The organism is Bacillus sp. JJ1773 (assembly GCF_036962035.1).
Lineage (GTDB): Bacteria > Bacillota > Bacilli > Bacillales > Cytobacillaceae > Cytobacillus.
Map to the genome: position 1 here is coordinate 11,762 of NZ_JBALNX010000038.1, position 26,872 is coordinate 38,633.

29 protein-coding genes and 1 pseudogene are annotated in these 26,872 nt (G+C 36.4%); 18 read left to right on the forward strand and 12 right to left on the reverse strand.

Annotated features, from left to right (window positions below; genetic code table 11):
• Positions 1-155: 155 nt before the first annotated feature.
• Both V7127_RS10100 and V7127_RS10105 read right to left on the reverse strand, forming a co-directional pair.
• Entirely contained in the window at positions 156-626 is a 471-nt protein-coding gene (locus V7127_RS10100; protein ID WP_335355140.1) for a thioredoxin family protein, read from the reverse strand.
• Between the two features lies 1 nt (position 627).
• A complete protein-coding gene (locus V7127_RS10105; RefSeq protein WP_335355139.1) occupies positions 628-1,062 on the reverse strand; it encodes a disulfide formation protein C in 435 nt (144 codons plus the stop codon).
• Positions 1,063-1,537: 475 nt separating this feature from the next.
• Between V7127_RS10105 and V7127_RS10110 the strand changes: the two genes are divergently transcribed.
• The 4 genes from V7127_RS10110 to V7127_RS10125 all read left to right on the forward strand — a co-directional run bounded on the left by V7127_RS10110 (position 1,538) and on the right by V7127_RS10125 (position 5,896).
• Entirely contained in the window at positions 1,538-3,274 is a 1,737-nt protein-coding gene (locus tag V7127_RS10110; RefSeq protein ID WP_335485476.1) for a phospho-sugar mutase, read from the forward strand.
• A 170-nt stretch (positions 3,275-3,444) separates the two neighbouring features.
• Positions 3,445-4,560, forward strand: a complete 1,116-nt coding sequence (locus V7127_RS10115; RefSeq protein WP_438823993.1) for a GAF domain-containing sensor histidine kinase — start codon at positions 3,445-3,447, stop codon at positions 4,558-4,560.
• A gap of 11 nt (positions 4,561-4,571) precedes the next feature.
• Positions 4,572-5,213 carry a response regulator transcription factor gene (locus tag V7127_RS10120; RefSeq protein ID WP_335355136.1) on the forward strand — a complete coding sequence of 214 codons (642 nt, stop codon included), beginning with the start codon at positions 4,572-4,574 and terminating at the stop codon, positions 5,211-5,213.
• Positions 5,214-5,368: 155 nt separating this feature from the next.
• Positions 5,369-5,896, forward strand: a complete 528-nt coding sequence (locus V7127_RS10125; RefSeq protein WP_335355149.1) for an NADPH-dependent FMN reductase — start codon at positions 5,369-5,371, stop codon at positions 5,894-5,896.
• A gap of 82 nt (positions 5,897-5,978) precedes the next feature.
• Here the strand turns inward: V7127_RS10125 and V7127_RS10130 are convergent, their stop codons facing one another.
• Positions 5,979-6,230, reverse strand: a complete 252-nt coding sequence (locus V7127_RS10130) for a YhdB family protein (protein WP_335345829.1) — start codon at positions 6,228-6,230, stop codon at positions 5,979-5,981.
• Positions 6,231-6,461: 231 nt separating this feature from the next.
• Between V7127_RS10130 and V7127_RS10135 the strand changes: the two genes are divergently transcribed.
• From V7127_RS10135 to V7127_RS10160, 6 genes are all read left to right on the forward strand, one after another.
• On the forward strand, positions 6,462-6,764 hold the full coding sequence (locus V7127_RS10135; protein ID WP_335485481.1) for a DUF3889 domain-containing protein: 303 nt from the start codon (positions 6,462-6,464) through the stop codon (positions 6,762-6,764).
• Positions 6,765-6,865: 101 nt separating this feature from the next.
• Positions 6,866-7,585, forward strand: a complete 720-nt coding sequence (locus tag V7127_RS10140) for a response regulator transcription factor (protein WP_335345831.1) — start codon at positions 6,866-6,868, stop codon at positions 7,583-7,585.
• Positions 7,586-7,644: 59 nt separating this feature from the next.
• A complete protein-coding gene (locus V7127_RS10145) occupies positions 7,645-8,931 on the forward strand; it encodes a sensor histidine kinase (protein WP_335485483.1) in 1,287 nt (428 codons plus the stop codon).
• Positions 8,932-9,010: 79 nt separating this feature from the next.
• Positions 9,011-9,736: a PepSY domain-containing protein gene (locus V7127_RS10150; protein ID WP_335485486.1), complete on the forward strand. Its 726-nt coding sequence runs from the start codon at positions 9,011-9,013 to the stop codon at positions 9,734-9,736.
• A gap of 107 nt (positions 9,737-9,843) precedes the next feature.
• Positions 9,844-10,428 carry a PepSY domain-containing protein gene (locus V7127_RS10155; protein WP_335485488.1) on the forward strand — a complete coding sequence of 195 codons (585 nt, stop codon included), beginning with the start codon at positions 9,844-9,846 and terminating at the stop codon, positions 10,426-10,428.
• A gap of 110 nt (positions 10,429-10,538) precedes the next feature.
• On the forward strand, positions 10,539-11,954 hold the full coding sequence (locus V7127_RS10160) for a SpoVR family protein (RefSeq protein WP_335485492.1): 1,416 nt from the start codon (positions 10,539-10,541) through the stop codon (positions 11,952-11,954).
• A gap of 212 nt (positions 11,955-12,166) precedes the next feature.
• Here V7127_RS10160 and V7127_RS10165 read toward each other — a convergent pair.
• Both V7127_RS10165 and V7127_RS10170 read right to left on the reverse strand, forming a co-directional pair.
• A pseudogene (locus V7127_RS10165) lies at positions 12,167-12,411 on the reverse strand (GMC family oxidoreductase); the annotation flags it as partial.
• Positions 12,412-12,612: 201 nt separating this feature from the next.
• Positions 12,613-12,921 carry a hypothetical protein gene (locus V7127_RS10170; RefSeq protein WP_335355129.1) on the reverse strand — a complete coding sequence of 103 codons (309 nt, stop codon included), beginning with the start codon at positions 12,919-12,921 and terminating at the stop codon, positions 12,613-12,615.
• Positions 12,922-13,399: 478 nt separating this feature from the next.
• On the opposite strand from V7127_RS10170, the gene V7127_RS10175 reads away from it, so the two are divergent.
• Both V7127_RS10175 and V7127_RS10180 read left to right on the forward strand, forming a co-directional pair.
• Positions 13,400-13,585, forward strand: coding sequence for a hypothetical protein (locus tag V7127_RS10175; RefSeq protein WP_335485495.1), 186 nt, complete (start codon positions 13,400-13,402; stop codon positions 13,583-13,585).
• Positions 13,586-13,825: 240 nt separating this feature from the next.
• Positions 13,826-13,990, forward strand: a complete 165-nt coding sequence (locus V7127_RS10180) for a hypothetical protein (RefSeq protein WP_335485498.1) — start codon at positions 13,826-13,828, stop codon at positions 13,988-13,990.
• Positions 13,991-14,224: 234 nt separating this feature from the next.
• On the opposite strand, the gene V7127_RS10185 is transcribed toward V7127_RS10180, so the two are convergent.
• Positions 14,225-15,118 carry a YitT family protein gene (locus tag V7127_RS10185; protein WP_335345836.1) on the reverse strand — a complete coding sequence of 298 codons (894 nt, stop codon included), beginning with the start codon at positions 15,116-15,118 and terminating at the stop codon, positions 14,225-14,227.
• Positions 15,119-15,345: 227 nt separating this feature from the next.
• Between V7127_RS10185 and V7127_RS10190 the strand changes: the two genes are divergently transcribed.
• Both V7127_RS10190 and V7127_RS10195 read left to right on the forward strand, forming a co-directional pair.
• Positions 15,346-15,741 carry a response regulator transcription factor gene (locus V7127_RS10190; RefSeq protein ID WP_335345837.1) on the forward strand — a complete coding sequence of 132 codons (396 nt, stop codon included), beginning with the start codon at positions 15,346-15,348 and terminating at the stop codon, positions 15,739-15,741.
• A complete protein-coding gene (locus V7127_RS10195) occupies positions 15,734-16,666 on the forward strand; it encodes a hypothetical protein (protein WP_335485501.1) in 933 nt (310 codons plus the stop codon). Before V7127_RS10190 ends, V7127_RS10195 begins: the two co-directional genes overlap by 8 nt.
• A gap of 128 nt (positions 16,667-16,794) precedes the next feature.
• Here the strand turns inward: V7127_RS10195 and V7127_RS10200 are convergent, their stop codons facing one another.
• The gene (locus tag V7127_RS10200; RefSeq protein WP_335485504.1) at positions 16,795-17,433 is read right to left on the reverse strand and encodes a hypothetical protein; all 639 of its coding nucleotides are present in this window, start codon (positions 17,431-17,433) and stop codon (positions 16,795-16,797) included.
• A 180-nt stretch (positions 17,434-17,613) separates the two neighbouring features.
• Between V7127_RS10200 and V7127_RS10205 the strand changes: the two genes are divergently transcribed.
• Entirely contained in the window at positions 17,614-18,315 is a 702-nt protein-coding gene (locus V7127_RS10205) for a response regulator transcription factor (RefSeq protein WP_335485507.1), read from the forward strand.
• On the forward strand, positions 18,305-19,711 hold the full coding sequence (locus V7127_RS10210; protein ID WP_335485510.1) for a HAMP domain-containing sensor histidine kinase: 1,407 nt from the start codon (positions 18,305-18,307) through the stop codon (positions 19,709-19,711). Before V7127_RS10205 ends, V7127_RS10210 begins: the two co-directional genes overlap by 11 nt.
• 113 nt (positions 19,712-19,824) lie before the next feature.
• On the opposite strand, the gene V7127_RS10215 is transcribed toward V7127_RS10210, so the two are convergent.
• The 3 genes from V7127_RS10215 to V7127_RS10225 all read right to left on the reverse strand — a co-directional run bounded on the left by V7127_RS10215 (position 19,825) and on the right by V7127_RS10225 (position 23,196).
• The gene (locus V7127_RS10215) at positions 19,825-21,168 is read right to left on the reverse strand and encodes a hemolysin family protein (protein ID WP_335485513.1); all 1,344 of its coding nucleotides are present in this window, start codon (positions 21,166-21,168) and stop codon (positions 19,825-19,827) included.
• A gap of 63 nt (positions 21,169-21,231) precedes the next feature.
• Positions 21,232-21,633 (reverse strand): MerR family transcriptional regulator, encoded by a 402-nt coding sequence (locus V7127_RS10220; protein ID WP_335485523.1) that lies wholly within the window; start codon positions 21,631-21,633, stop codon positions 21,232-21,234.
• Positions 21,634-21,894: 261 nt separating this feature from the next.
• Entirely contained in the window at positions 21,895-23,196 is a 1,302-nt protein-coding gene (locus tag V7127_RS10225) for a hemolysin family protein (RefSeq protein ID WP_335485517.1), read from the reverse strand.
• Between the two features lie 226 nt (positions 23,197-23,422).
• Here V7127_RS10225 and V7127_RS10230 point away from each other — a divergent pair, with 226 nt between their 5' ends.
• Entirely contained in the window at positions 23,423-23,830 is a 408-nt protein-coding gene (locus tag V7127_RS10230; RefSeq protein ID WP_335485527.1) for a heavy-metal-associated domain-containing protein, read from the forward strand.
• A gap of 322 nt (positions 23,831-24,152) precedes the next feature.
• Here the strand turns inward: V7127_RS10230 and V7127_RS10235 are convergent, their stop codons facing one another.
• A complete protein-coding gene (locus V7127_RS10235) occupies positions 24,153-24,692 on the reverse strand; it encodes a GNAT family N-acetyltransferase (RefSeq protein ID WP_335345844.1) in 540 nt (179 codons plus the stop codon).
• A gap of 139 nt (positions 24,693-24,831) precedes the next feature.
• The gene (locus V7127_RS10240) at positions 24,832-25,965 is read right to left on the reverse strand and encodes a histidine kinase N-terminal domain-containing protein (protein ID WP_335485520.1); all 1,134 of its coding nucleotides are present in this window, start codon (positions 25,963-25,965) and stop codon (positions 24,832-24,834) included.
• Between the two features lie 265 nt (positions 25,966-26,230).
• Here V7127_RS10240 and V7127_RS10245 point away from each other — a divergent pair, with 265 nt between their 5' ends.
• The gene (locus tag V7127_RS10245) at positions 26,231-26,713 is read left to right on the forward strand and encodes a helix-turn-helix transcriptional regulator (RefSeq protein ID WP_335485530.1); all 483 of its coding nucleotides are present in this window, start codon (positions 26,231-26,233) and stop codon (positions 26,711-26,713) included.
• Positions 26,714-26,872 lie beyond the last annotated feature (159 nt).

The following is a 26,872-nucleotide window of genomic DNA, read 5'->3' on the forward strand; positions in this document are numbered from 1 at the left end:
AGGTCACAAGCCAATCCTCCCATAAAGTTAATTACACCTTTCCGTGAGGCTCGTCTTGTGCTTGTCGGGGATGAGCACAAAGGAAAGCTTCAGCGAATATTCATCGCAGGAACAATTGTACTTTGATTGTTCCGAAGGCACTTCCGCTTTTATAATTACAAACTATTTTCATTAAACCATTGTTTAAACACATCTTCGTCTTGGTATCCTGTTATCCGATTAACTTCTTTTCCATCTTTATATTGGACGATGGTAGGTGTCTGCGTAATCAGATATTTATCCCAGCCATTTTCAAATTCGAGCAAATTATATTGTACAAGATCTAATTTCATATCCTTTGCTAAAGGAGCAACAACCGGTGTGGTTCTTTGACAATGGGAACATGTTGGGCTAAAAAAGTACACAGTCACATCTTCTTTATTATCAAGTTTCTTTTCTAATTCCTCAGGAAGGATTATATTTTGATAATTAGGGTCATCAAGCTGAGATATTGTTTCAGGATGAAGTTTATTCTTTTCATATGGATTATCACCGGAAACCTTCTCTTCATTTTGCATTTTTGTTAAAAAACCGACAGCTACAAAAAGAACAATGATGACTGCAAGAAATATAACAATTTTTTTCATCTTATTTTACCTCTTTCGTTTTTTTCCATAAAAGATAACTGCATATAAAAATAATGATAAAAGCAGTCAAAGCTAGAAATGGAATTGTAATAAATCCAAGCCAATTAATATATTGGCCAGTACAAGGGACTCTCCCGCATGAAGCGGCATGCTCAGCAAGAAAGGACACTTTTTGTATGGAATAATGATATAGTGAAATACAAGCACCAATACCAGACAGGACCATGGAATAAATGCTGATTCGATAATCCTTTCGAATAACCGCCATTCCTAATATAATAACAAATGGATACATAACTATTCTTTGGTACCAGCACAGTGTACAAGGCTCATATTGACGAATCTCTGAAAAATATAGGCTTCCGAACATCGCAATAACGGAGGCTGCCCAGGAAATAAACAGTAAGGATTCACGATTATCTTTCGTTTTATTCATAGTGTACTCCTCATTAATTGATCATACTTTAGAAAAAGTATAGTGCTTCTCAGCATTCTTTGTAAATTACTATTAAGAGAATATCACGGTTTGTTTTGTGTTTCGTCATAATTTTGTCATCAATTAAGTTTGTCCATTGTTTTATCTTAAAGAAAACGGAAAAAATATTCAAATATGTTGGCTGATTATGATGGTTATGTCAAAAAACCAAGAAAAATTTTAAAAGGGAAAAAGGTCTTTTTATCGAAGTGATTTTGTAGATTGGATAGTGTTTTATTATCTAGCTACAGTGCCTAGGGGCTCGCCGACTAAGAACACCACGACCTAATGTCTTCGTCGGTCTAGTAAGTCCTGTACATCGGAGGTCATGAGCCAGTCCGTCAAGAAGGTTAGAGTACAACCTTCTCGCAAGCCTGTCTTATGCTTGTCGCCCCTGGGCGAGGCAATTTCGCTTTTACTATTGGGAGGGAATAGCGTGAACTGGAAAGAAAAAGCAGACAGATGGATTGGATTTGAAAGTTTAGATCAAAAATTAAAAGAGGACCTGATTCAAAAAGATGAAAAACGACTGGAGGATGCCTTTTATAAGGACTTAGAGTTTGGTACCGGCGGAATGCGAGGAGAAATCGGGGCAGGAACGAATCGGATGAATATATATACAGTCAGGAAAGCCTCTGCTGGCCTGGCAGCTTACATAGAAGAAAATGGGTCAGAAGCAAAAGCGCAAGGGGTTGTTATTGCTTATGATTCCCGTCATATGTCTAAGGAGTTTGCCATGGAGGCAGCTAAAACACTGGCAACAAGAGGGATTCAGACGTACGTATTCAAAGAATTGAGACCTACACCTGAGTTATCCTTTGCCGTTCGGTATTTGCAGGCATTCTCAGGTATTGTTATTACTGCAAGCCATAATCCGCCTGAATATAATGGTTATAAAGTATATGGGTCTGACGGATCACAGCTGCCCCCTAAATTAGCTGACATCGTCATTTCGAAGGTAAATGAAATTGAAAATGAACTTTTAATTAACATTGACGATGAAACTGATTTAATGGACAAAGGGCTAATTAAAATAATTGGAGAAGAGGTTGACCGTAAATACATAGAGAGGCTGGTCGCAATTTCTGAAAATCCTACCTTAGGGAGTGAGACAGATCTTAAGATTGTTTTTACTCCACTGCATGGAACTGGAAATATACCTGTAAGGGCTGCCTTAGCTGCTTTAAATTATAAGCAAGTGTATGTAGTAGACGAACAAGAACTTCCAGATCCTGAATTCTCCACAGTGAAAAGTCCTAATCCAGAGGAAAAGTCAGCCTTTGAATTGGCGATAAAGGTTGGAAAAGAGAAGAATGCTGATTTATTAATCGCTACTGACCCTGATGCTGATAGACTTGGAATCGCAGTCAGAAATCAATCTGGTGAGTTTGTTCTTTTAACTGGAAACCAAACTGGCGCTGTTCTGCTGCATTATATTTTGTCACAGAAAAAAGAAAAGAACATTCTTCCGGAAAATGGCATAGTCTTAAAAACCATTGTCACATCTGAGCTCGGCAGAAAAATTGCATCCTCTTTTGGCGCTGATACAGTGGATGTATTGACAGGCTTTAAATTTATTGCTGAAAAGATGAAGGAATATGAAGCAACGGCGGAATACCAGTTTTTATTTGGATATGAAGAGAGCTATGGTTATTTAATTGGAGACTTTGCACGAGATAAGGATGCCGTTCAAGCTGCTTTATTGGCCTCAGAAGCAGCAGCCTTTTATAAGAAAAAAGGGATGACATTATATGAAGGATTATTATCTCTATTTGAACAGTACGGTTATTTTCTTGAGGGTCTTGAATCGATTACTTTGAAAGGAAAGGAAGGAGCTCAACAAATTCAAGAAATATTAGCTTCTTTCCGTACTAATCCGCTAAATCAAGCAGCTGGAATAAAAGTAGCAGCTGTTGAGGATTACTTAACAGGTGTTCGAACTGAAAGCAATGGGGATCAGTCATCCATCAGCCTTCCTAAATCAAATGTGATTAAATATCATTTTGAGGATGGAACATGGATTTGTTTAAGACCTTCTGGAACAGAACCGAAAATGAAGTTTTATTTCGGAGTAAATGGGGCAAGTTCTGCGGAAAGTGAGCAAAAGCTCGTGGAAATCAAAAGTGATTTCATGGCGATTGTTGATAAGAAGATAAATTCTGCAGAAAAATAATGAATCGGGATGCACCGGGGGAAATAAACTCCTCGGTGCTCTTTGATTTTACCGGTAGGCAAAACTACAACTTTAGTCGTATAAATTTTCATTCTAATTACTAAGGATTAGGCTACATAAAAGTATTATAATAATGGAAGGAACATCCATTGGGAGGAATAAAGGTGACATTGGAGAATCGCCATTCGGAAATTTGGATATTAAAGGAAATTGCTGAATTATTAAACGAAGGGACATCAATAAAAACAATTTTGTCCGAGGTTTTAGCTAAATTACTGCATGTTACGGGCTTGGAAACGGGATGGATTTTTCTAATTGAGCCAGATGGAAAATACGAGCTAGCTGCAAAGGAAAAGCTGCCCGAAGCGTTATCATACAATGATAATGAACGGATGTGCAAGGGAGACTGCTGGTGTATCGATCGTTATATCGATGGAAGATTGCATAAGGCAATTAATATAATTGAGTGCAAAAGAATTGAAGATGCTCGAAATGAAAAAAAAGCGGACACAAATCAATTAACGCATCATGCAACAGTTCCTCTTCGGGCGGGTGATGAGAAAATAGGCATCTTAAATGTCGGTTCGCCAAATAAGACCCATTTTACTAAGGAAGAATTGGCTTTGCTCGAATCGATTGCTTTTCAAATAGGCACTGCTTTAAAGCGAATAAAGCTAACAGGGCATGAGCAGGAGAATGCCTTAACAGCGGAAAGAAATCGTCTAGCTAGAGATTTGCATGATTCAGTCAATCAGCTTCTATTCTCTTTAAGTTTAACGGCAAGAGGAGCGGCAGAAATGACAAAGGATTTAGAAACAAAAGAAACTTTTTCCTATATACAAGATTTAGCACAGGAAGCTTTAAGTGAAATGAGAGCATTGATTTGGCAGCTTCGGCCAAGGGGATTGGAAAATGGAATAATAAGTGCCCTTTTAAGTTATGGTGAAATGCTTGATTTAGAAGTGAGCTCTAAAGTAGAGGGTGTAGTTTCGCTGCCAGGAAAGGTTGAAGAGGCCTTATGGAGAATTGGTCAGGAGGCGCTCGCCAATTGTAAAAAGCATTCTGGGCAGCCAAAGGTGGAATTAATCTTATCTGTAGATCAAAAGCATGTAAAAATGGTTATCACTGACGATGGCTGCGGTTTTTATTATGATGGAGATTTAAGGAATATTCCATCTCTTGGATTAAAGAGCATGAGAGATCGTACTGAATCATTGAATGGACAATTTAAGCTGAAAAGCTCTGAAGAAAATGGGACTAGAATTGAAATATTTATACCAATTTAGGGGGAGAGAAAATGACCATACGTGTTCTTATCGCAGATGATCACCATGTTGTTAGGCGTGGTCTTGTCTTTTTTCTTAAAACGCAGCCCGAAATTGAAATTATTGGTGAGGCTAAAAATGGACAAGAGGCAATTGAATTAGCAACAAGAATTCGTCCGGACATTGTATTAATGGATTTAGAGATGCCTGTTATAAACGGGATTGAAGCAACGCGTGAAATAAAAAAACACTGTCCAGAAATCAAGGTCATGATGTTAACAAGCTTTTCTGATCAGGATCATGTCATTCCGGCTATAGAGGCTGGAGCCTCTGGCTATCAATTAAAGGACATTGAACCAGATGAGCTTGTCAAAGCCATTATTCAATTAATGAACGGCGAAAATCAGCTTCATCCGAAGGCAACCACTCATCTATTATCCCACCTATCAGGAAAAAGTCATTCCGAAAGAAGACATGTAGATGAGCTGACAAAAAGAGAAATCGAAGTGCTGCGGGAAATTGCTAAAGGAAAAAGTAATAAGGAAATTGCCGCTGATCTTTTCATTACCGAAAAAACAGTTAAGACCCATGTGTCTAATCTGCTTTCTAAACTTGAACTTGCTGATAGGACGCAAGCTGCCCTCTATGCAGTAAGAAATGGAATAATCAATTAGTTTTACTAAAGAAATGCCTATTCATAGGGTTAGTAATTGTGCCGATAGTGCAGTCAAAAATAAATCTTTACGATGATGAAAAAGTACAATCTCTCCCTTATACTAGAATGAATAAAAACGATAGCGAAATGGTGATAAAAAGGAGAGAGACTATGTTGAAATTAACAATTATAAATGGGAGCCCAAGAAAAAAAGGAAGAACAGGGATTGCCTCAAGATATATCGCGAAGAAATACGGAGCGGAGCTTATTGATTTAAGTAAGGGCGAGCTGCCTTTATATAACGGAGAGGAGTTACAACTTCAAATTCCTGAGGTTAGAGCATTGCGCGAAAAGGTGTTAAAATCGGATGGCATTATTTTGGCTTCACCAGAATACCATAGTGGAATGAGCGGTGCTTTAAAAAATGCGCTTGATTTCCTTGGCAGTGAACAATTTGCTAACAAACCTGTCGCATTACTTGTTGCAGCAGGAGGAGGTAAGGGTGGAATGAATGCCCTCGGTAATATGAGAATTGTTGGGAGAGGGGTCTATGCAAATGTGATCCCGCGTCAGCTAGTATTAGATCCTCACTGCTTTGATTATGAAAACGATTGGCTGCATGAAGAGCCAGCGAAACACGTTGATCAATTAATGAATGAGCTTCAAATGTATACGAATATGTATGTCCAGATGAAGGGCTAATAGGTATCGGAGAAATGTTCGACACATATGAAACATTAAAAAACACGGTTAAAAACCGTGTTTTTTTTTGGTGGTGGAATTCTTATGGTAACTGGTAAATCTCCTCTTGCAACTCATAAGCAGTATAGGCATTAGCATGGTCGATGTATCGGAGTAAGGAATATAGATGTTTCTCGATAACGGAATAGTCTTTTTCAAAGTTGTACGCATGAAGGAAGTACTCGATCTTTTTGGAAAGAAAATGATCTTCTGTTCTTACCATCAATATTAGCAAATTATCCCATTCAGAGCGATGTGTATAATATAACGCTCGGTCATAATCTAATTTATTCATTTGTCCATCTCCTTCACTTAAGGAGTTGACTTTAGCTTATGTTGATGTGAACAAAAATTACACTGTAAATGTTGGACGTCTTGATTATAAAGGGTTTTCAACTTTTTCCTGCATATAAACGAATCATTAAGGAACTGAAAATTAAAACAAATAACCTGTGGACTAACTACATAAAAAAATGAAAAAACACAAACAATAGGGGAAAGTGTTTTTATTACAGGAGGACAAGTTATGAAAAAGCTTTTTTGTATGTTATTTACCATTAGTTTAATTATGAACGTCCACAATTTAGCGTTTGCTCAAAATGGTTATGAAAAGTATGGACGAATTGCTACTGCAGTTATCAAAGAGGATTACCCTGGTGAAGCGGTTGTTGAATTTCAATATGCCGGCAGAAAGAAAATTTCTGAAACAGATGTCGTGGATTCCTTTATTTTTGAAGTGAAAGAAAATAATCAGCTCAAAAAAGTAACAGTTAATATTTCACATAGTTTAAAAAACAATAAGGTTCTTCAACTGTCAGTTGAAGAGTAGAAGGGATAAGAGGGCATAAATGCCCCTTATCCCTTCTTTTTTCCTATTTAATCTTATTGATAATGAATTAATTGCTGATTTTTGCTAACCTTGATTCATAAATGGTTATTGAAAAAGGAGAGACTCCATTGAATAAAGAATCAATTTTAGTTGTTGAGGATGAAGAGAAAATAGCAAGGCTGCTTGAATTAGAGCTCGAATATGAAGGCTATAAGGTAACAAAAGCAATGGACGGGATGAAAGGTCTTGAGGAATATCGGTCAAAAAAATGGGATTTAATATTATTGGATGTCATGCTTCCGGGATTAAGCGGAATTGAAATTTTGCGGCGAATTCGAATGAGCGACAGCCATACACCTATTTTGTTGTTAACAGCGAAGGATTCGGTTGAAGATAAGGTCTCAGGGCTGGATTTAGGGGCAAATGATTACATAACGAAACCATTCCAAATAGAAGAATTGCTAGCAAGGGTTCGAGCTGCATTAAGACATAAAGCAGTCGAACAAAAGAAAGAAACTGACTGGCTAGCATTGGCGGATTTAAAATTAAATGAAAAGACACGTGAAGTTATAAGAGGAGAAGATGACATTGAATTAACTCCGAGAGAATTTGATCTTCTATCTTATTTGTTAAAAAACAAATTGCAGGTATTAAACCGTGACCAAATATTAGAAGCCGTATGGGGATACGACTTTTTTGGCGATACAAATGTAGTAGACGTATATATCCGCTATTTAAGGAAAAAAATTGATACTCCTGAAAAAGAGCCATTAATCCATACAATACGCGGTGTTGGCTACGTTCTTAAGGTAACAAAATGAAGCTGCGTAATAAGATCAACCTTAATACCGGAGTTTTATTTACAATCCTGTTAGTGTTAATGAATATTTCGATTTATTTCTTATTTAATAATTTCCTTATAAACAGTGAACTTGAAACAGCTAAAGAAGAAATGAAAATAACCTCCATGACGTTTAACAAATATCTTGTAACGATTCCAGAAAATGAACTTCTCAGAGCGTACGTTCCGGTAGATGGCATGATTCGAATCGCAAGACCTGACACAAAGAGATCACTAGCTGTTACATCCTTAAATGAACAAGTATTGAGGAAAGAGAAAGCAGAATTTTATACAGGCGAGGTAAGTAAAGAAATGATTATTAATAATCACACCTATGCCTTTCACTCCATGCCCATCATTCTTTCAGATGGAAATATCGCAAATCTGCAAATTACAAAGAACTTAGAAAAATCCATCGAGAACCTGCATTCACTTAGGCTTGTGTTAATCATAGTTACCATCCTGGCCTTAATTCCAGTGTTTATTTCGAGTAGGCTTCTAAGCAATCTTCTGATTAATCCAGTGACAAGTATGATTAAAACAATGAGAGAAATTAAGGAAAGCGGTCAATTCAAGCGACTGCCATTAGAGGAAGGATCAAAAGATGAGCTTTATCAAATGGGAGAGACATTTAATCATATGATTGATTTGCTGGAGGCAAACTTCGAAAAACAGAAGCAGTTCGTATCCAATGCATCACATGAGCTTAAAACGCCTTTAACGGTTATTGAAAGCTACGCAAGTCTTTTAAAGAGAAGAGGCTTAAAGGAGCCTGAGTTGTTTAATGAATCAATTGAGGCTATCCTGTCAGAATCCATTCGTATGAGGGAAATGACCGAGCAGCTGTTATTGCTCGCTAAGCATAATGAACAGTGGAATCTCAAGCTAACAAGCATTAATTTAATCGATGTTTTGAAACAAACGGTAAAAGGGTTTCAAAATGCTTACAATCGTGATGTTATGATTGAAGGGGAGCAATTGACTTCCATCCCTGTCACTACAGATGAGCAAAAGCTTAAGCAACTATTGTTTATATTTCTCGATAACGCCCGTAAATATAGTGATGACATAATTACCATTGCGGTTGGCGTAGAAAAGAATGGAGCCTATATTAAAATAATAGACCGAGGGATCGGAATACCTGAAGAGGCATTGCCAATGGTATTTGATCGTTTCTATCGTGTTGATCAAGCGAGAAGCAGAAAGAGCGGCGGCTCAGGACTTGGACTTTCCCTTGCAAAGGAAATTGCCGATGCCTTAGATGTACGAGTCACGCTTGAAAGTAAAGAAAATGCTGGAACAACAGTAACTTTAACAATTAATTAATAAAAATTTTCCTTTCTCATCTTTTTCTCATTTTTATATAGGAAAATGGAAGGAGTATAGAAGGTGAGGTGCTATCCTTTTGAAAAACAAACGTTCTCTTTTCATCATGATGGGTTTTGCAGCCGTTGTTATCCTATTTATTGCTTTTAAAGCTTTAGGTCCTGTTTTAAACCCATCTGCTGAAATTCTATCAAATAGCGAAGCTAAATCTCTCGTAGAGGAAAGATACAATGGACAGGTAACAGAAATAATCCTGAAGAATAATCAATATGTCATTGAAATGGATCGAAATGAAATGAACTATGAAATCAAGCTGGATGCTGAAAATGGAGAGGTCATTTCTTTTACTAAAAAGAGTAACATCTCACCTAATAAAACGGATCCAGAACAAGCAGAGCCTAATCCTCCAGCAAAGCCCATAACCGAAAATGAAATGAAGGAAAAAATTCTATCAGAATTTCCTGGTGAGCTCGTTCAATTTATAAAAATAAATGAACACGGAAAAAGCCAATATAAAGTGATCATTCAAGGGGAAGGAAAGAAAACCATCTTAAAAGTAGATGCTCAAACAGGAGAAGTTCTTGTCCAAAAGCTGGAAACTGAAGCAACCGTGATCCTTACAGAGGATGAGGCCATTCAACTTGCTTTAAAGGAGGTAAAGGGTCAAATAAATGATGTTGATTTGGAGTCGGATGACAATATACATTATTATCTCGTTGAAATTGATACTTCAGATGATCGGGAAGCAACCGTCCAAATCAATGCAATAACAGGAGAAGTGCTATCCATTACTTGGGATGATTAGAAAAGAGTCACATGATTCTCATCAATTTTTAATCTTCCTATTCTTTTCCTTTAATATTGCAAGTCTATATTGTAGATGTAAGGAAAAAGATTAAAGGAGGAAAAAGGATGAAGAAAAAATTTATGATTGGAGTCGTTTCGGCAGCAGTTATTTTAGGGGGAGCCGTTGCAGCTGGTGCTGCAAAAAATGATAATCCAAAAGCAGAGATGCAAAACACGAATGAGAAAATAATTACCCATGAAGAAGCCATAAAGATCGCTTTAACAAAAGCTGAGGGATATGTAGAAAGTGTTGAATTAGAAAACAAGTCTGGAAAGCGCTATTTTGAAGTGGAAATAGAGAATAAGGATAAGGAATTTGAAATCCGTATTGATGCCATAACAGGTGATGTTCTATCAGTGAAAGAAGATCTTGATGACGATGATGATGATTTTGAAAAGACAGCTAAATCAACTTCAAATAATTTTATATCAATTCAAAAAGCAATAGAAATTGCAGAAAAGGAAGTCAATGGCAAGGTCATAGAAATTAATCGTGATGAGGATGACAATCAACTTATTTATGAAGTTGAACTGAAAACAAGCAAGGGCGAGGCCGAGGTAGAGATTGATGCTGTAACCGGGAAGGTATTAGATGTCGAGATTGATCATGATCGAGACGATAACGATGATGATGATAACAGCGATGATTAAGGTGAAAAAAGCGGGAGACGATGGTCTTCCGCTTTTTTGTTCTAACTCCAATTCATCATTCCGCCTATTTTTTCATAGATTGTGATAAGAACAAAAAGGGGGAATTGTAAATGCTGGAAGAGGACCGTAAGCAGCTATATAACGCCATTGAAGAAATTACTGAAATTGCTAAAGGTTTTGGCTTAGATTATTATCCGATGCGTTATGAAATATGCCCAGCAGATATTATTTATACTTTTGGTGCCTATGGGATGCCAACGCGTTTTTCTCATTGGAGCTTTGGTAAGCAATTTTTTAAAATGAAGCTTCATTATGATCTTGGGCTATCTAAAATTTATGAGCTTGTCATCAATTCAGATCCATGCTACGCCTTTTTGCTCGATTCCAACTCATTAATTCAGAATAAATTAATCGTTGCGCATGTGCTGGCACATTGTGATTTCTTCAAAAACAATATTCGTTTTCAAAACACAAAGCGAGATATGGTCGAAAGCATGGCGGCAACAGCCGAACGAATCAGACAATACGAAATTTCACACGGCAAAAAAGCAGTAGAAACCTTTTTAGATGCTGTTCTAGCCATTGAAGAACATATTGATCCATCGTTAATGAGACCTAAGCTCTCCTGGAATTTAGATGATGTTGAATATGAAGAAGAGGAACCAACGGCATCCTCCCCTTACGATGATTTATGGAAACTTGATGAAAGGAATAATCAAAAACCAGATCCGGTAAAGAAGAAGAAGAAAATTCCGCCACAGCCTGAAAAGGACTTATTGTTATTTATTGAAAGCTATTCCCGTGAGCTTACCGACTGGCAGCGTGATATATTAACGATGATGCGAGAAGAGATGCTCTATTTCTGGCCACAGCTGGAAACAAAAATCATGAATGAGGGCTGGGCATCGTATTGGCATCAGCGCATTCTTAGAGAAATGGATTTAACGAGCTCAGAGGCATTAGAGTTTGCGAAATTAAATGCAGGTGTTGTTCAGCCATCCCGCACAAACATTAACCCATATTATTTAGGATTGAAAATTTTTGAGGATATTGAAGAGAGATATAATAATCCGACAGAAGAAATGAAAAAGCATGGAGTTCAGCCTGGTTCCGGACGGGAGAAAATGTTCGAGGTCCGAGAAATTGAGTCTGATATTTCTTTTTTACGGAACTACTTAACAAAAGATCTTGTTATGCGCGAGGATATGTATTTGTTCCAAAAACAGGGGAAGGACTACAAAGTCGTTGACAAGCAATGGGAGCATGTTCGTGATCAGCTCGTAAGCATGCGTGTTAATGGGGGATTCCCATATTTAACCGTCAATGACGGTGATTATTTAAAGAATGGCGAACTATATTTAAAGCATTGGTTTGAAGGAATAGAGCTAGATCTAAAATATTTAGAAAAAGTCCTGCCATATGTCCATCAGCTTTGGGGCAGAAGTGTCCATATGGAAACAATCGTCGAAGGCAAGAATATGCTGTTTACGTATGATGGGAAAGGGATACATCGGAAATATTTATAAATAACGGGATCATGGGGAAAAAAGTTAAAGTACTTTTGGCAAGAACTTTGAACATCGCTTTAAAGATACCGATTTATTGAGACCATTCCGAACCCCTTTGTCCACAATCTGAGAGGCTGTCCTATTAGGTGCCTGGCTCCACAAGCATAACATCTAGCGTCTGCTCCACTAATTTGACACTAGATATGAATAGTGGTGTCTGGCACCTTTGCTTGTTGAGGTACACCCTCTCTCTGCCAAAAATACTCTGGAAAGAATTGTTCCTCTAGTTCAAGAGCAAATCTAGAATCACTTATAGGTTTGTCATTGTCATTAATTCCTCCTGCTTCCAGGACGAGAACTGAAGTTTTTTTTCATCTGTAAGTATCTTAGATATAACAGCTCCGGCGGGACCAGTGCCGACAACAATAAAATCAACAATGTTTCTTGAATTAACCAATTTGTAATCCCCTTTCATCATTAATTTATTTCATGAAAGCAATGGGGGAGAATTAGTTAGAGAGATAAAGTTTTTACACAGTTTACGAAATGCATCATTCACTTAATAGGATATGAAAATATAAAAAGAGTGGAACAATTTAATCCACTCTTCTTCCATTTTTTTTACAGTTGAAACATCATTTGGGATAATAGTGCTATCCCACCTTTTATTCAAATATTAACGACGACGACGGCGGCGTCTTCTTTCTTCCTCGATATCTATATTTATATCTACATCTTGATCTTGATCATTTTCCTGTTCTTGTTCAGATCTCACTCTAGCGTTACTGCGGCTGTTGAGTCTGATATCAACCTTAGAATTACCTGAGTTAGTAACATTAGAACGTGCAACGTTGGTATTTTTATCGGTATTTCGAACATCCGCTTCTGCTTCTGAATTAGATCTATTTCTTAACTCCGATTCAATATCTGTGTCAAAATCCACATCTACATTAGTATTTTCATTATTTCTTCTTCTACTTAACATTTTTATCGACTCCTTCGTTTTTCATAAAATTACCTTGCATTAAACCTAATCAAAATCTATATCAAAATATTAGTTTTGTATTTTTTCTTGTTCCTGATTTGAATTAATAGGAGCATTAGAACATACAAGAATTATCGGAAGCAGTGATAGTATCTTGTGTGGAAATTGAAGTTTTTGACAGTTTTTCTAACTTCAAAATCAAGTTTTGAAATTATCTCTTTTTCTGTTACCGACTATCAGTTTTAAATTTTCGGTATCAATATTTACCTTGACTATCCATTCCTTCTCCTGTTTCTCTCGCTTAAATATGTCTCCCCTTTCATATTTACGTTTTTCCTTAAGCTACTTAACTCACATTTTATCTTCCTTAGTATTACTGTATTCCTTTGGTATTAATGATGTATAGACTAATAGACCAAGTCCATATAAATGCATTTGTTTTTTTACCATTTTGTTTAAAGAGTATTAAGTTGAGTTTTTGAATTATCTTCTTGCCTGCTTCGGAAAACTGGAGAGGCTTGGAAAAACATGTAAAGTAGTCGTATTTGAAATGGAGGTGTTGTTGATAAAGGAGCGGTATTTTGTTGAATATACTGAACAAAAGAGCAGGTTAGCTGAAAAACTGATGAATTGTATGGTTGCACAAAGCATTATTGACCTCTAAATTTTTTCTTAAAGTTTGGCATGCTTTGAACTAAGTATTAAAAAAGATGGAAATTTTTTCGAGCTTCGGCCCATAAATACGATGAGGTTATTGACCACAGTATGAATCTAAATTTTATTGATCTGATGAAATATAGCGTAATTGCCGGTAAACGGGATGTTCTATATTAGAGCATAAATGGGCATTTGAGTGGGGAGTCAACTAGAGAAAAAAGAATCTATTTTTTCCACGGTAACCCTAATGAAGCGTCTATCTTTTTATAAGGATTTGGAAAGTCCAAATATTGCGATTCATTTAGAACAAAGCAATAATGAATGGACAGTTAAGGATACGAAAGTAAAAAGGGTGCTGTTTAATAAAAAAGCTACGGACATTAAATCCGTTATTTTCATTAAATGCCCGTAATTTCTGGACTAAGCGGACACTGAGTACGCTATTTACGAAAAAGCACGAGGAAATCACTGCTTTTTTTATAATATAGCGGAACCTATGTCCGCAAACAGAAGAATCTAATCCATTTTGCCACATATAACGGAACGAGTGTCCGCCAAGGCCAAGCTCAGCTGCCCAAATTAATATACGATTTTGATCAGCTGATTAATATGTTTTCCACAAAAACTGAGCTACATAAACCCTTTTTTAATGTATAGCTTTTTTCTTAAACCGTCCGCCACGAACCTCTGTGATATTGGCGATGGCCAAAAAGGCATGTGGATCAATTTCTTCCACAATCGTTTTTAACTTAGCTTCTTCGAGACGTGTAATGACACAAAAAATAACTTTTTTATCATCTCCGGTGTATGCCCCTTCACCGTTCAAATAAGTGACGCCACGGCCGAGTCTTGCAAGAATAGCATCTCCGACTATCTTGTGGTTTTCTGAGATGATCCAAACAGATTTCGATTCATCTAATCCTTGAATAACGATATCAATCGTTTTATATGCAATAAAATAGGCGAGAACTGAATACATCGCTCGATTCCAGCCAAATACAAACCCTGCTGAAGTGAAAATAAAAAGATTAAAAAACATAACAATTTCTCCTACAGAGAAAGGAAGCTTTTTGTTCACAATAATGGCTAATATCTCGGTCCCATCGAGAGAGCCGCCATAGCGAATAACGATTCCGACTCCTGCTCCTAAAATAATCCCTCCAAATACAGTTGCGAGAAGAGGATCCTTAGTAAATACGGGAACATCGTGGAGAAGAGCGGTTGAAACAGAGAGAACTGTAATTCCCAGTAGAGTGGAAAATGCGAAGGTTTTACCAATCTGTTTATAACCTATATAGAAAAAGGGGAGATTCAGAATGAAGATAAATAATCCTAATTTTATACCGGTAACATGTGAAAGCATGATGGAGATACCAGTTATTCCTCCATCCAAAATTTTGTTCGGAACGAGAAACTCCTCAATCCCTACCCCCATTAATACAGAACCGAGACAAATAAAAAACAAAATTTTTGCTAATTTTGCTTTGGACAATCCCTTATGCAAGGGTGCCGCGACCACATTTTCTGATGAATCGATCATATAGTTTCCCCCAATTTTTACATGATTCCTTTTCAGTTGGATCATGAATATCTATTTTTAAAATTATAACATTTTTTTACTTTATTCAAGTACATGAGCATTGAAAAATGTCGGAAATGTTACACCATTACAGGAATTAAGTAATGCATTTAGAAAATAAAGAAGGAATATTGTCATATATTGTAGAACTTTTATCCTATATCTTTAAAATCAGGAGTGAATTCAAAATGGAAAATCATTTAAAAGTGTTAATTTGCGATGATTCTGCATTAATTAGAAAGAAACTTAGAAATATATTAGAAGTTTGCCAATGCAAAAATATCGAGGAGGCTCAAAATGGGGTAGAAGCTATAACAAAGGCAAATACCTTTAAGCCTGATCTCATTTTTATGGATATTGTTATGCCTGGTAAAGACGGCATTGAAGCATTAGAAGAAATAAAAAGAGATCATCCTGCAATGAAAGTGATTATGGCATCTTCTGCAGGGACTCAATCTCATTTGAAAAAAGCACTCGACTTTGGCGCAGATGATTTTATTCAAAAGCCTATTACGCTAGAAGCGGTAACTTCCATTATTGAAAAAGCGTTAAAGGAAGAAAGGAAGGACAGTGCTCATGTTTAGTCAATACTTTGGACATTATTTATTAAATAAAGGACTGTTAACAACTGAACAGCTCAAACAGGCGCTTGATCAGCAAAAATCAACCCATGTAAAATTTGGTGTCATAGCAGTTGATAAAGGCTTTCTAACTTCAGCCCAAGTGGAAGAAATTCATGAAAAACAGAAAAAACAGGATAAAAGATTTGGTGAAATTGCAGTTGATCTGGGGCTTTTATCCAATGATCAGGTTGAGCAAATGCTAGCTGCACAGAAAAGCAATCATTTACTATTGGCACAATCAATTGTGGACAACAACCTTATGACGATTGACGAGTTCTCGAATTCTTTAAATGAATATAAAAAGTTATATAGCCTATCAGATGAACGTTTTGAAGCGATTAAAAACGGTGACATTGATGCAATGGTCGAAAGCCTATTACATTCATCTTCAAACGAAATAAAAGAATTTATTGACTATCTTTCATTATTTATAAAGAATATGATTCGGTTTATTGATGATCAAGTTTATATTGAGTTAAGTTCAGTAAGTGGAGAAGTCGAAACAGATTGGCTTGTCTTGCAGGAAATCCAAGGTGAGGCACCACTGTTAACCGCACTTGCTGCTAGTGAAGAAATGTTTTTGCAAATCGCATCCATCTATGCCGAAGAAGAATTGACAGAAGCTTGCGAACTGGCTCAAGCATCTGTCAGTGAGTTTCTGAATCTTCATAACGGAATTTACTTGGTGAATATGTCTAATAGAGGAATAGAATTAGGAATGGCCCCTCAATCTGTTCAGAGTGAAGCAGTTTTCCTATTCGATGAAGACACAAGCTTACATATAACTGTCCATACTTCTAAGGGTGAATTCAAATTAATCATTACGAAGCAGCCTCAGTCCTCTAAAGTTTCTGCTAAGATTCAAGAAACTCCTGCCATTATGTAAGAAAATATGCGCTGGAATAAGGATTTATTCTATCAGAATGAAGGAGAAGCCATCCGCGTTTAATGGGGCTAGTCTAATTAATTATAGAAGGCTGCTTATCTCATAAGGCAGCCTTCTAAGCAATTTGTTTAATCCTTAATATCCTCTTTTATTTTCATCATCAATGCTTTCTTTTCTTCGCGGACTTTTTTTTGGTCGATTTTAAGGCTATCTTTTATATGCATAAAGGATAGTCCTTCCTGTTTCATTTTAATCACTTCAGAAAGATCCTTATTGCTTACCTTTGCAATGGCCGCACCTATTACAATAAACCGTAATGAAATACCTTCGTCTACCCAAGCTTTAATTTCATTTTCTGTTTTTCCAGTATATTCAGCTACGTTTTCTATGACCTCGCCCTTATGATCCTGCAAGTATTTTTCCTTATGCTCATGGTATTGCTTCTTAAGCTTTTTCAAATCAAGCCCATAATGCTCTGCCGTTTTCTCCCATGAGGAATCATTTTTCTTATAAACATTTAGGACATCATCAATTTTTTTATTCGAATAATTAGCGATATGAGCGGCTTTAAGAATTTCTTCTTTGGAGTAACCTTGATCCAAAAGGCGTTTTAGATCCCCTTCATTAATAAAATGATGGTGATGGTCTCTCTTAAACTCATGATGCCCACCGTTTTCAGCATATGTAATAACAGTTGATTGGGCTAGTATGAATCCAAAAACAAGCATCCCGATCGCCCATCTTTTAAGTAAATTTCTTGTCACCATTTGCATTCTCCTTTTTGTTTTTTTTTGCTCCGTATATAGCATGTCCAAAATTGGTAAACAAATGTGGAAAAAATTGGCCCGCCCATTAAATACTTAGGGATAAGTGATATTTATTGTAAAATAGGGGAGGGTTCGATTACATTAAAGAAAAGGTATTTACATGGGAAGGTGCATGTTTTTATGAAAATTCTCGTAGTTGAAGATAATGAAAGTGTTTGTTCCATGCTGGAGATGTTTTTTATGAAGGAAGGGTATGAAGGAGTCTTTGTTCATAATGGACAAGAAGGCTTTGATCGATTTAATAAAGGGAAATGGGATTTAATTATTGTCGATTGGATGCTTCCTATTATGGATGGAGTTAGTCTTTGCCGCAAAATCCGCCAACTGAGTCAAGTGCCAATTATCATGCTGACGGCAAAGGACAGCGACTCTGATCAAGTGTTAGGTCTTGAAATGGGAGCGGATGATTATGTGACGAAGCCTTTTAGTCCGCTCGCACTGATGGCAAGAATAAAGGCTGTAACAAGACGCTATCAATCAGATGTCATAGAGAAAGAGGAAAGCAATGTCATTACAAGCCAATATTTTAAAATTAGTAAGGACTCACGCGAAGTATATTTTAATGGGCAGCTTCTCCTTAATCTAACGCCAAAGGAATTTGATTTGCTTTATTATTTTGTGAAAAACCCAAAGCAGGTTTTTTCACGTGAGCAGTTGTTAGATCGTGTATGGGGCTATCAGTTTTATGGGGATGAACGGACGGTTGACGTTCACATTAAACGGTTAAGGAAGAAAATCGGTACACCTGAGCAGCCATTTATTCAAACGGTATGGGGAATTGGCTATAAATTTGATGAAACGGTGGTCCCGAATGAGGATTAGATTTTTTTATCAGCTTTTAATTAGTCATATTAGCATCCTCATTTTGGCTTTCCTCATTTTGAGTTTGTCATTTTCACAGTTTGTTGAAAGGTATATTTTCCAGAATAAAGTGGAGGAGCTAGAGGCATATGGCGATCAAATCCTAACAGATTTAACGTTAAGGCTTGAGGGGAATGAACAATTTTTAGCCGAGTACAGCCAGCTTCTTAATACTAGGCATATTAAATATATTCTGTTTAATTATGAAGGAAAAGTTATCTATCCGAAGTTACAAAGCAGCCCATTAATACAGTTGACTGAAAAAGAGTGGACGGAAATATCAAAGGGAAATAAAGTATCTGTTAAGCATGATATTAAACGATTTGGTCAGGAGGTTTCACTTGTAGCTGTTCCCTTCATGCAAGGAGATCGGTTAGGCGGGGGAATTCTTTTGCTATCGCCCATTACAGGGACGATGAATATGATTACCCAATTAAATAAATTCTTATTATATACGATCGTCATCTCTTTATCAGCTTCCATTCTAATCAGCCTTATTTTTTCGAAAAGCTTGATAAAAAGAATTAAGGAAATCCGCAATGCGACTTCCATGATATCGGCCGGAAATTATGATGTTCACGTTCCAGAATCGTCTATCGATGAGATTGGCCAGCTTGCAAGGGATTTTAATGAAATGGCTGGAAAGATAAAGAAATCTCATGAAGAAATTGACCGGCTGGAAAATAGGCGAAGGAAATTTATAGCAGATGTTTCTCACGAGATGCGGACCCCTTTAACTACGATTAGCGGACTTGCTGAAGGAATAAAGAATCAGTTAATTCCCGAAGAAGATATTGAAAGAGGCATGATATTAATTGACCGTGAAGCGAAAAGACTGATACGGCTTGTGAACGAAAATCTTGACTATGAAAAAATCCGCTCTAACCAACTGAAGCTCGATAGGGTGGAAATAAATTTATCTGAAGTGCTTGAAGTCGTAAAAGAGCAGCTTCATATGCAGGCACTTGAAAAAAATAATCACATTTCGGTCATATGTGAGGAGAATAGTACGGTCATTGCCGATTATGACAGGCTCATCCAAATCCTCATTAATATTGTCAAAAATAGTAATCAGTTCACAGAAAGCGGCCAGATTATCTTAAAAGGAATATCGGAAGAGAAGGAAACGATAATTGAGATCGAGGATACTGGAATTGGAATTGATCCCGAAGAAATTGAGTCCATTTGGCATCGATTTTATAAAGCAGATGTATCAAGAACCGGAGAGTCGTTTGGCGAATTCGGTATAGGTTTGTCCATTGTAAAACAGCTCGTTCAGCTGCATAATGGTCATATAGAAGTTAGCAGTGAAAAGGGAAAAGGAACAAAATTTACAATCAACCTGCCAAAAAGGTAAATAAAGTGAGCAGTAAACCCTTAGCATCATAGTTTGTAAAGCTAAGGGTTTTTAATATAAAAAAAGAAATCGGATCTTTCACCGATTTCTCCTTCACATCTAACCTCTTACTTCTAGACTACTTGCGTTTCCGTCAATGGAAGGGGTTGAGGCTTTTCATTTTCATTTAGCTTTTTGACTTCAATATACTTAATATGATGATCTTCCATGTCGATAATCTTAAAGACATAGGAATCTAATTCAATCACATCGCCTTGCTTAGCTTCGTAATTCTCTGTAAGAATCCATCCGCCAATTGTATCTACATCTTCATCATTTATATCAACATTAAGCAAATCGCTTACTTCGCTTACAAGCATTTTGGAATCTATAATATAGTGTTCATCATTGATTTTCCGAACCTCTGGTACTTCATCCATATCAAATTCATCACGGATATCACCGACAATTTCCTCGATAATATCTTCTACTGTCACAAGACCAGAAGTTCCGCCATACTCATCCATCAGGATAGCCATATGAATTCTTTCCTTCTGCATTTTAAGGAGAAGATCATGGATCGGAATCGTATCAATCACGCGAATAATGGGGCGTGTATAAAATTCAAGCGTATTGGAAGTGACCTGTCTGTTCTTAATAAGATCCGTCATAACTTCTTTAATATTAACTAATCCGATAATATGATCTTTATCCCCATCGATAATCGGATAACGTGTAAATTTCTCTTCATAAACCGTTTCTAAAAAGTTTTCAAGCGTGTCATCCTTCGAGAATGATACGATTTCTGTTCGTGGAACCATGATTTCTTTCGCAATACGGTCGTCAAAATCAAAGATCTTATTTACATACTTAAACTCAGATTGGTTGATTTCTCCACTTTCATAGCTTTCAGATAAAATAATGCGAAGTTCTTCTTCTGAATGGGCTAATTCGTGTTCGGAAACTGGCTTTAATCCAAATAATCGTGTTAATAATTGAGCAGATCCATTTAAAGCCCAGATTACCGGATACATTAATTTATAGAATAAAATTAATGGACGTGCGGTTAACAATGAAACCTTTTCAGCTTTTTGAATCGCAAGGGTTTTTGGCGCCAATTCTCCAACAACAACGTGTAAGAAGGTAATAATCCCGAAGGCAATTCCTACCGAAAGAATTTGTGATGCAGAACTTGGAATGCTTAGTTTATCAAAAATAGGGTGAAGCATATGTGCAATGGTTGGTTCACCAAGCCACCCAATACCAAGGGCAGTAATCGTTATTCCCAATTGGCATGCTGACAAATACTCATCCAAATTACTAATCACTTTCTTTGCATGTATAGCACTTTTATTTCCTTCTTCAATTAACTGATCAATTCTTGAACTCCTTATTTTAACGATGGCAAATTCCGATGTAACAAAAAATGCCGTCAAAGCAATTAAAATGGCTATAATAACCAAGTTTAATATGTCCAAATAAATTCCCTTAGCCCGATCTTTCGGGTAAGGAGTCACCTCCTGAAATATTAGAAAATAGGGTTAACTTGTCAAGCTTGCAAGAGACTTAATTAACGTAGTGCCTTCTGTATTTAGCTTTTTTGAGAGGTCACCCTTTTGATCTTCGTCCAGGCAATTGATTAAAGGCAGCAAGACAGCAATTTCATTATGAAGCTGTTTAATTTGCTGTGTAATCGCATCAATTTGCCTCTCAACATCTCTTGTATGCATGACCGTTTTTGATTTTAATTCTAGTTTTCTCTTAATCTCATCTAGCGGAAAATGCATAGATTTACAATCTTCAATAAAATGAAGGTCTGACAGAACTTCTTCTGAATACATACGATAATTAGACTTAGTACGCTGAGCTTGAATAAGCCCGATGTTTGTATAATAATCTATAGTTCGTTTAGAAATATTTGCAATTTTTGCTAATTCACCAATACGATAAACTGCCCCATCGTATCACCCCATTGCCATTTAATTAAGCTAGAGTTTCGAAAAAAAAGTGTAACTCCCTAAATTTATTATATGCTAGATAAAACCATACAGTCAAACGTAACAGTTTAGTAATTATTTGTTACATTAATTTATTGGGCATTCTAAAGAAATATGTATTTGAATTTTCGGAAAATGAAAAAAACGAACCGAAAGGAACAGACCGGAATTAGGAATGAAATTGTTGTATTCCTAAAGGTCTATTCTTCAGTCAGCGTCAGTCTTTTTAACTTCAATGTAAAGAATATGATGGCCTTCTATTTCTTTAATGATAAATTGGTATCCATCATGTTCAATGGCATCACCCTGTTCGAGATCGAATTTTTGTGTGAGTATCCAGCCCCCAAGAGTATCTACTTCGTCTTCATCAAGATCCGTTCCTAATAAGTCATTCGTTTCTGAAATGAGCAGCTTTGCATCTAATATATAATGATCCTTGTCCAGCTTTTGCACGAGAGGAAGCTCGTCTGCATCAAACTCATCACGAATTTCACCAACGATTTCTTCTAAAATATCCTCTGCCGTTACTAAGCCGGCTGTTCCTCCATATTCATCGAATAAAATGGCCATATGGGTTCGTTCCTTTTGCATTATCAACAAGAGGTCATGAATGGGGATCGTTTCAATGACTCTAATAACAGGCTTTATATATTGCACAACTGTTTTTTCTTCTTGGCATTTTTTCCGAATACAATCGGTCAATATTTCTTTCACGTTAATAAGTCCGAGAATGGTATCTTTGTCTCCGCCTGTAATCGGATATCTTGTATATCTTTCATTCATGATGACATCAAGTACTTCAGATAGAGTAGCATTTTCATCTAAGCTGACAATCTCTGTTCGTGGAACCATAATTTCTTTTGCGATGCGATTGTCAAATTCAAAAATATTGTTTACGTATTTATATTCTGACTGGTTTATTTCCCCGCTCTTCAGGCTTTCAGAAAGAATGATCCGCAGTTCTTCTTCAGAGTGGGCAATATCATGCTCGGAAACAGGCTTTAAACCAAACAGGCTAGTTACAAATCTTGCCGAGTGATTTAGAGTCCAAATAAATGGGAACAAAATTTTGTAAAACCAGATTAAAGGCTGTGCAAATGCTAATGTAATGGCTTCAGCTTTTTGAATGGCAAATGTTTTAGGAGCCAGTTCACCTATTACTACATGCAAGAAGGTGACTAACGAAAAAGCGATAATAAACGAAAGAACTTTTGTGATAGAAGGCTGCAAATTTAAATGTTCAAAAATTGGTTCCAAAATTTTTTCAATAGTCGGTTCACCGAGCCACCCTAGTCCTAAAGCAGTTATGGTTATGCCAAGCTGGCATGCTGATAAATATTCATCTAAATTGGAGGTTACTTTTTTTGCTGTGTGTGCTTTCGGATTTCCCTCTGCAATTAATTGGTCAATTCGGGATGATCGCACTTTAACCATGGCAAATTCAGAAGCAACAAAAAAAGCAGTTAAGGCAATTAATAAAAATAGAAGGAAAATATTTAGTACCATCATTCATATCCTCACAAATTATGTAAGGACCGTTCACCTCCTCTGAAATTTACTTTTCCCGAAATGATCTTTTTTTATTTGAAAAACTATACTGCCATCTTTTTAATGATTTTGATTGGTTCTTTCTATTGTATGAATACCTTATAATAGATCCAAATAAACATGGCTTGAATTTCTTTGACAAAAAATGAAATGATTGAATTAACTAGTAGGTAACAATCAAAAGAAGGTGGCTTTACGTGGTACAGGCAATGTAGAAAGAGCAGAAAAAATTGTTTATCGTGTTCAAGGCTTTTCTTGAATTAGCTGCGCCCAAAAGTTCGAAAAGAACATAAAGCACCTGGATGGTGTGATGGATGCGAATGTTAATTTTGGAGCTTCTAAGCTTACGGTCTACGGTGAAGCCACATTACAAGAACTAGAAAATGAGCTTCGAGCCATATATGAAAAAGTGGCAATGGTGGGGGATGGAGTAAACGATGCCCCCGCTCTTGTAGCTGCAAATGTTGGCATTGTAATGTGGGGAGCGGGTACGGATACAGCACTTGAAACTGCTGATATGGGTGCGACTTTAATTGTAACTTTAAATGGTTTAAGATTCTTGAGAGTGAAGGAAAGTCAAAAATTATTATTGTAGAGAAAAACCCAAAAAAAGTAACGCTTAGATACAAAAATCGCTTGAGCGTTACTTTTTTGCACTTTTTCAATTAAATGCGGACATTGAATCCGATATTTTCATTAAAATAGCCTTAATTAATGGCTAAGCGGACTCAGGGTACGTTATTTACGTAAAAACACGTAGAAAGTACTGCTTTTTACAAAATACCGGAACCAGTGTCCGCAAACATAAGGAATTCTCCCATTTTGTCACGAATAACGGAACTGATGTCCGCAAAGCTCAAATTATAATAGCCAGTATGCTATTACAATTTTTCTCCACAAAAACTAATCTACTTCTTTTATTTCCAATCACGTGATAGCATTCCATAGATGACTAGATCATGATAATGATTGTATAAAAATTCTGCGTCACGAATAATTCCTTCTTGTATAAATCCTAATCTTTCAGGGATCGCACGGCTCTTCTTATTTCCTACCCCGCAGCGGATTTCCAGCCGATTTAAACTTAAATCTAGAAACGCGTAATTGACTAGAGCCTGAACCGATCTAGTCATAATCCCTTTCCCTTCAAACCCCTTTGCAAGGTAATAGCCCATACTCGTTTGTTTATTATTCCAATCAATTTGATGGAAACCGACTGAACCGGCAAGCTGGCCTTTATAACGAATGCCAGCATTAAATCCATTATTATCAGCAAAGGCTTTTAGCCACATTGGAATAATCTCATGATATTGGATTGGTGAAGTCATATTATCAACCCAAGGAAGCCACTCTCTTAAATGCTGTCTATTCGTATCGACTAAATGATACAGTTCTTCTGAATGGTGTAATTGAAAAAGCTGCAGTTCGATATCCTGATCAACCTTTAACACAAACATCGTACACTCTCCTTAAATAAAAAAAATTAGAGATAATTACCAATTTTAATCTTAAAAATGAATGAAGTACATAAGAATTTTTCTATAGGATTGATATCACGTATTTGATTATAGAAAAAGGGGCTGACTTCAATAGGAGTCAGCCCAGGTTTATATCGGAAACTGGAAGGATTATGCTAAAAACCGTTAAGTCTCCTTTTGTTTCAAATTCTAATTTCCCTTTATGCTTTTCAATAATTTCTTTGCAGACAAATAATCCTAGCCCTGTGCCAAGAGATTTAGTTGTTACGAATGGTTCAAAGATGGACTTTACAAGATGCGACGGGATCTTTGGCCCATTATTGGCAATTTCTAGCCTTATAAAGGAATCATCTTGAATATGGCTGGTTATTTTAATTAATGGTTCTGAAGTAGATGTATGTAAAACATCAATGGCATTAAAAATAATATTGATCAATACTTGACGGATCTCATCCGCATAACCTAAAAGGGAAATGGAGTCTGGCATGCATTTATCAATTTTCACTTTTCCGTCCAAAATGCTGGGATACAAGAAAACTAATACTTCGTCAATTATTTCATTAAGTGAAAAATTTACTTTCTCTTTTCCAATCAATTCCTTTTTTGATAGTAAGAGAAACTGAGAAATACGAAAATTCAACTGTTCTAATTCAATCGAAATAATATCTAAATATTTCAAATTTGGATTTTCAGCTTTTAATAATTGAATGAAGCCTTGAACAGAGGTAAGTGGATTTCGAAACTCGTGGATGAAGCTAGAAGTCATTTGTCCTAGCAGTGTAAGTCGATCTTTATGACTCGTATCAATAAATTGAGTTTTTTCTTCGATAATCTGATTTTTTGCATCACTATAATAAGTAACAGAAAAATATAAGAATTGATCAAAACAAAATTGAACCTTCTGATTGTATTCGTTCAGTTCGTCTAAATCTAGGTTCATATTCTTGAGATTCTCTTGGAAAATGGAACGCCCAAGATTTACGTTATAGACAAATTGGCCTATATTTATACCGGCTTTTAACCGTTGATCTGCAATAGAAATTGAAAATTTGCGAATCGTTTTTACTAATTCCTCCTCTGGGTATGAAAAGCATTGGATAAGAAGATAAAACATAACCTCGCCATTTTCCTTCATTCGATCTTTAAAAGGATCATCAGAAGAAACAACTATCTTCTTTCCCCACTCATATAACATATTATTCTTTTCCATGTGCAATTGCTCAACAACCTTCTTACTCGATCTTGTTAACATTTGTCTCTCCATTCTTCATGAATAAAAATCTTTTTTCATAGTTATATAAAGTTCTACTTTTTTTGAGAATATCCTTTGTCGAATTTAAGCGAATAAAAAAACAGTTCTTCAAGACTAGTCTTTCTGTGTCAAAATAGGGGGAGATTGGTCAAAAAAAGAGATAAATAAAGAAGGATTTATTAATTATTGTCATTTTATAATTCTATCTTTTATAATTAAAGAAGCAGTGTAATAATACACTAAATTTAAAGGAATGAAGCATACATTGAATCGCGAAGAAGTTATTTTTAAAGTGTCTGAAAAGTTGCGTCTCATCCGAACAGAAGCAGGATATACACAAGATAAAATGGCAGAGATTATTGGTGTTTCCAAAAAAACCCTTGTTCAAATAGAAAAAGGGCGTGTAGAAGCAGGATGGTCAACAGTTGTTGCTGTTTGTGCCCTATTTAGGGAAACGGAAACAGTCCGCTTTTTATTTGGAAACGAGCCGCTAGAGGTTCTTGAAACGATTGCAAGAGAAGGGATTGACTATCGAAAAGAAAAAACGATGGGCGGAAAGATTTGGTGGAGAGAGATAGAGAACGAAAATGGCATTTTGCTTCAGCAAAATATTATTAGTCAGCATTTTCGCATTATTGATGAAGACCATTTTCGTATTTATAGCAGCTTTGATGAACCCTCCTCCAAAGAACGATTTGCAGAGCTGGTACATGAAAAAAACAGTTTATCGCAGATTAACGGGCTGTAAGCCCCCCACTTCAAGAAGTTGAGTAAAACAAAAATTTCTAAGTGGGGGATCAACAGCCCGTAAAGGCCCGATTATAGGAACACAGACTAAGAACGCCACGTCCTGTGGCAACGTCTGTGTGACCCACATCCTGTGGGCCGCAACTAACAATCAGTGGGG

Coding starts and splice junctions, on each gene's coding strand:
- V7127_RS10235 (WP_335345844.1), bottom strand. CDS start 24,692: ATGTTTGTGTTAAAGGTTGATCAGGATATCGAACTGCAGCTTTTTCAA.
- V7127_RS10105 (WP_335355139.1), bottom strand. CDS start 1,062: ATGAATAAAACGAAAGATAATCGTGAATCCTTACTGTTTATTTCCTGG.
- V7127_RS10155 (WP_335485488.1), top strand. CDS start 9,844: ATGAAGAAAAAATTTATGATTGGAGTCGTTTCGGCAGCAGTTATTTTA.
- V7127_RS10100 (WP_335355140.1), bottom strand. CDS start 626: ATGAAAAAAATTGTTATATTTCTTGCAGTCATCATTGTTCTTTTTGTA.
- V7127_RS10140 (WP_335345831.1), top strand. CDS start 6,866: ATGGTTATTGAAAAAGGAGAGACTCCATTGAATAAAGAATCAATTTTA.
- V7127_RS10170 (WP_335355129.1), bottom strand. CDS start 12,921: ATGTTAAGTAGAAGAAGAAATAATGAAAATACTAATGTAGATGTGGAT.
- V7127_RS10135 (WP_335485481.1), top strand. CDS start 6,462: ATGAAAAAGCTTTTTTGTATGTTATTTACCATTAGTTTAATTATGAAC.
- V7127_RS10145 (WP_335485483.1), top strand. CDS start 7,645: ATGAATATTTCGATTTATTTCTTATTTAATAATTTCCTTATAAACAGT.
- V7127_RS10190 (WP_335345837.1), top strand. CDS start 15,346: ATGGAAAATCATTTAAAAGTGTTAATTTGCGATGATTCTGCATTAATT.
- V7127_RS10210 (WP_335485510.1), top strand. CDS start 18,305: ATGAGGATTAGATTTTTTTATCAGCTTTTAATTAGTCATATTAGCATC.
- V7127_RS10185 (WP_335345836.1), bottom strand. CDS start 15,118: ATGATCGATTCATCAGAAAATGTGGTCGCGGCACCCTTGCATAAGGGA.
- V7127_RS10180 (WP_335485498.1), top strand. CDS start 13,826: ATGAAGCGTCTATCTTTTTATAAGGATTTGGAAAGTCCAAATATTGCG.
- V7127_RS10120 (WP_335355136.1), top strand. CDS start 4,572: ATGACCATACGTGTTCTTATCGCAGATGATCACCATGTTGTTAGGCGT.
- V7127_RS10200 (WP_335485504.1), bottom strand. CDS start 17,433: ATGGTGACAAGAAATTTACTTAAAAGATGGGCGATCGGGATGCTTGTT.
- V7127_RS10240 (WP_335485520.1), bottom strand. CDS start 25,965: ATGTTAACAAGATCGAGTAAGAAGGTTGTTGAGCAATTGCACATGGAA.
- V7127_RS10130 (WP_335345829.1), bottom strand. CDS start 6,230: ATGAATAAATTAGATTATGACCGAGCGTTATATTATACACATCGCTCT.
- V7127_RS10195 (WP_335485501.1), top strand. CDS start 15,734: ATGTTTAGTCAATACTTTGGACATTATTTATTAAATAAAGGACTGTTA.
- V7127_RS10160 (WP_335485492.1), top strand. CDS start 10,539: ATGCTGGAAGAGGACCGTAAGCAGCTATATAACGCCATTGAAGAAATT.
- V7127_RS10205 (WP_335485507.1), top strand. CDS start 17,614: ATGAAAATTCTCGTAGTTGAAGATAATGAAAGTGTTTGTTCCATGCTG.
- V7127_RS10225 (WP_335485517.1), bottom strand. CDS start 23,196: ATGATGGTACTAAATATTTTCCTTCTATTTTTATTAATTGCCTTAACT.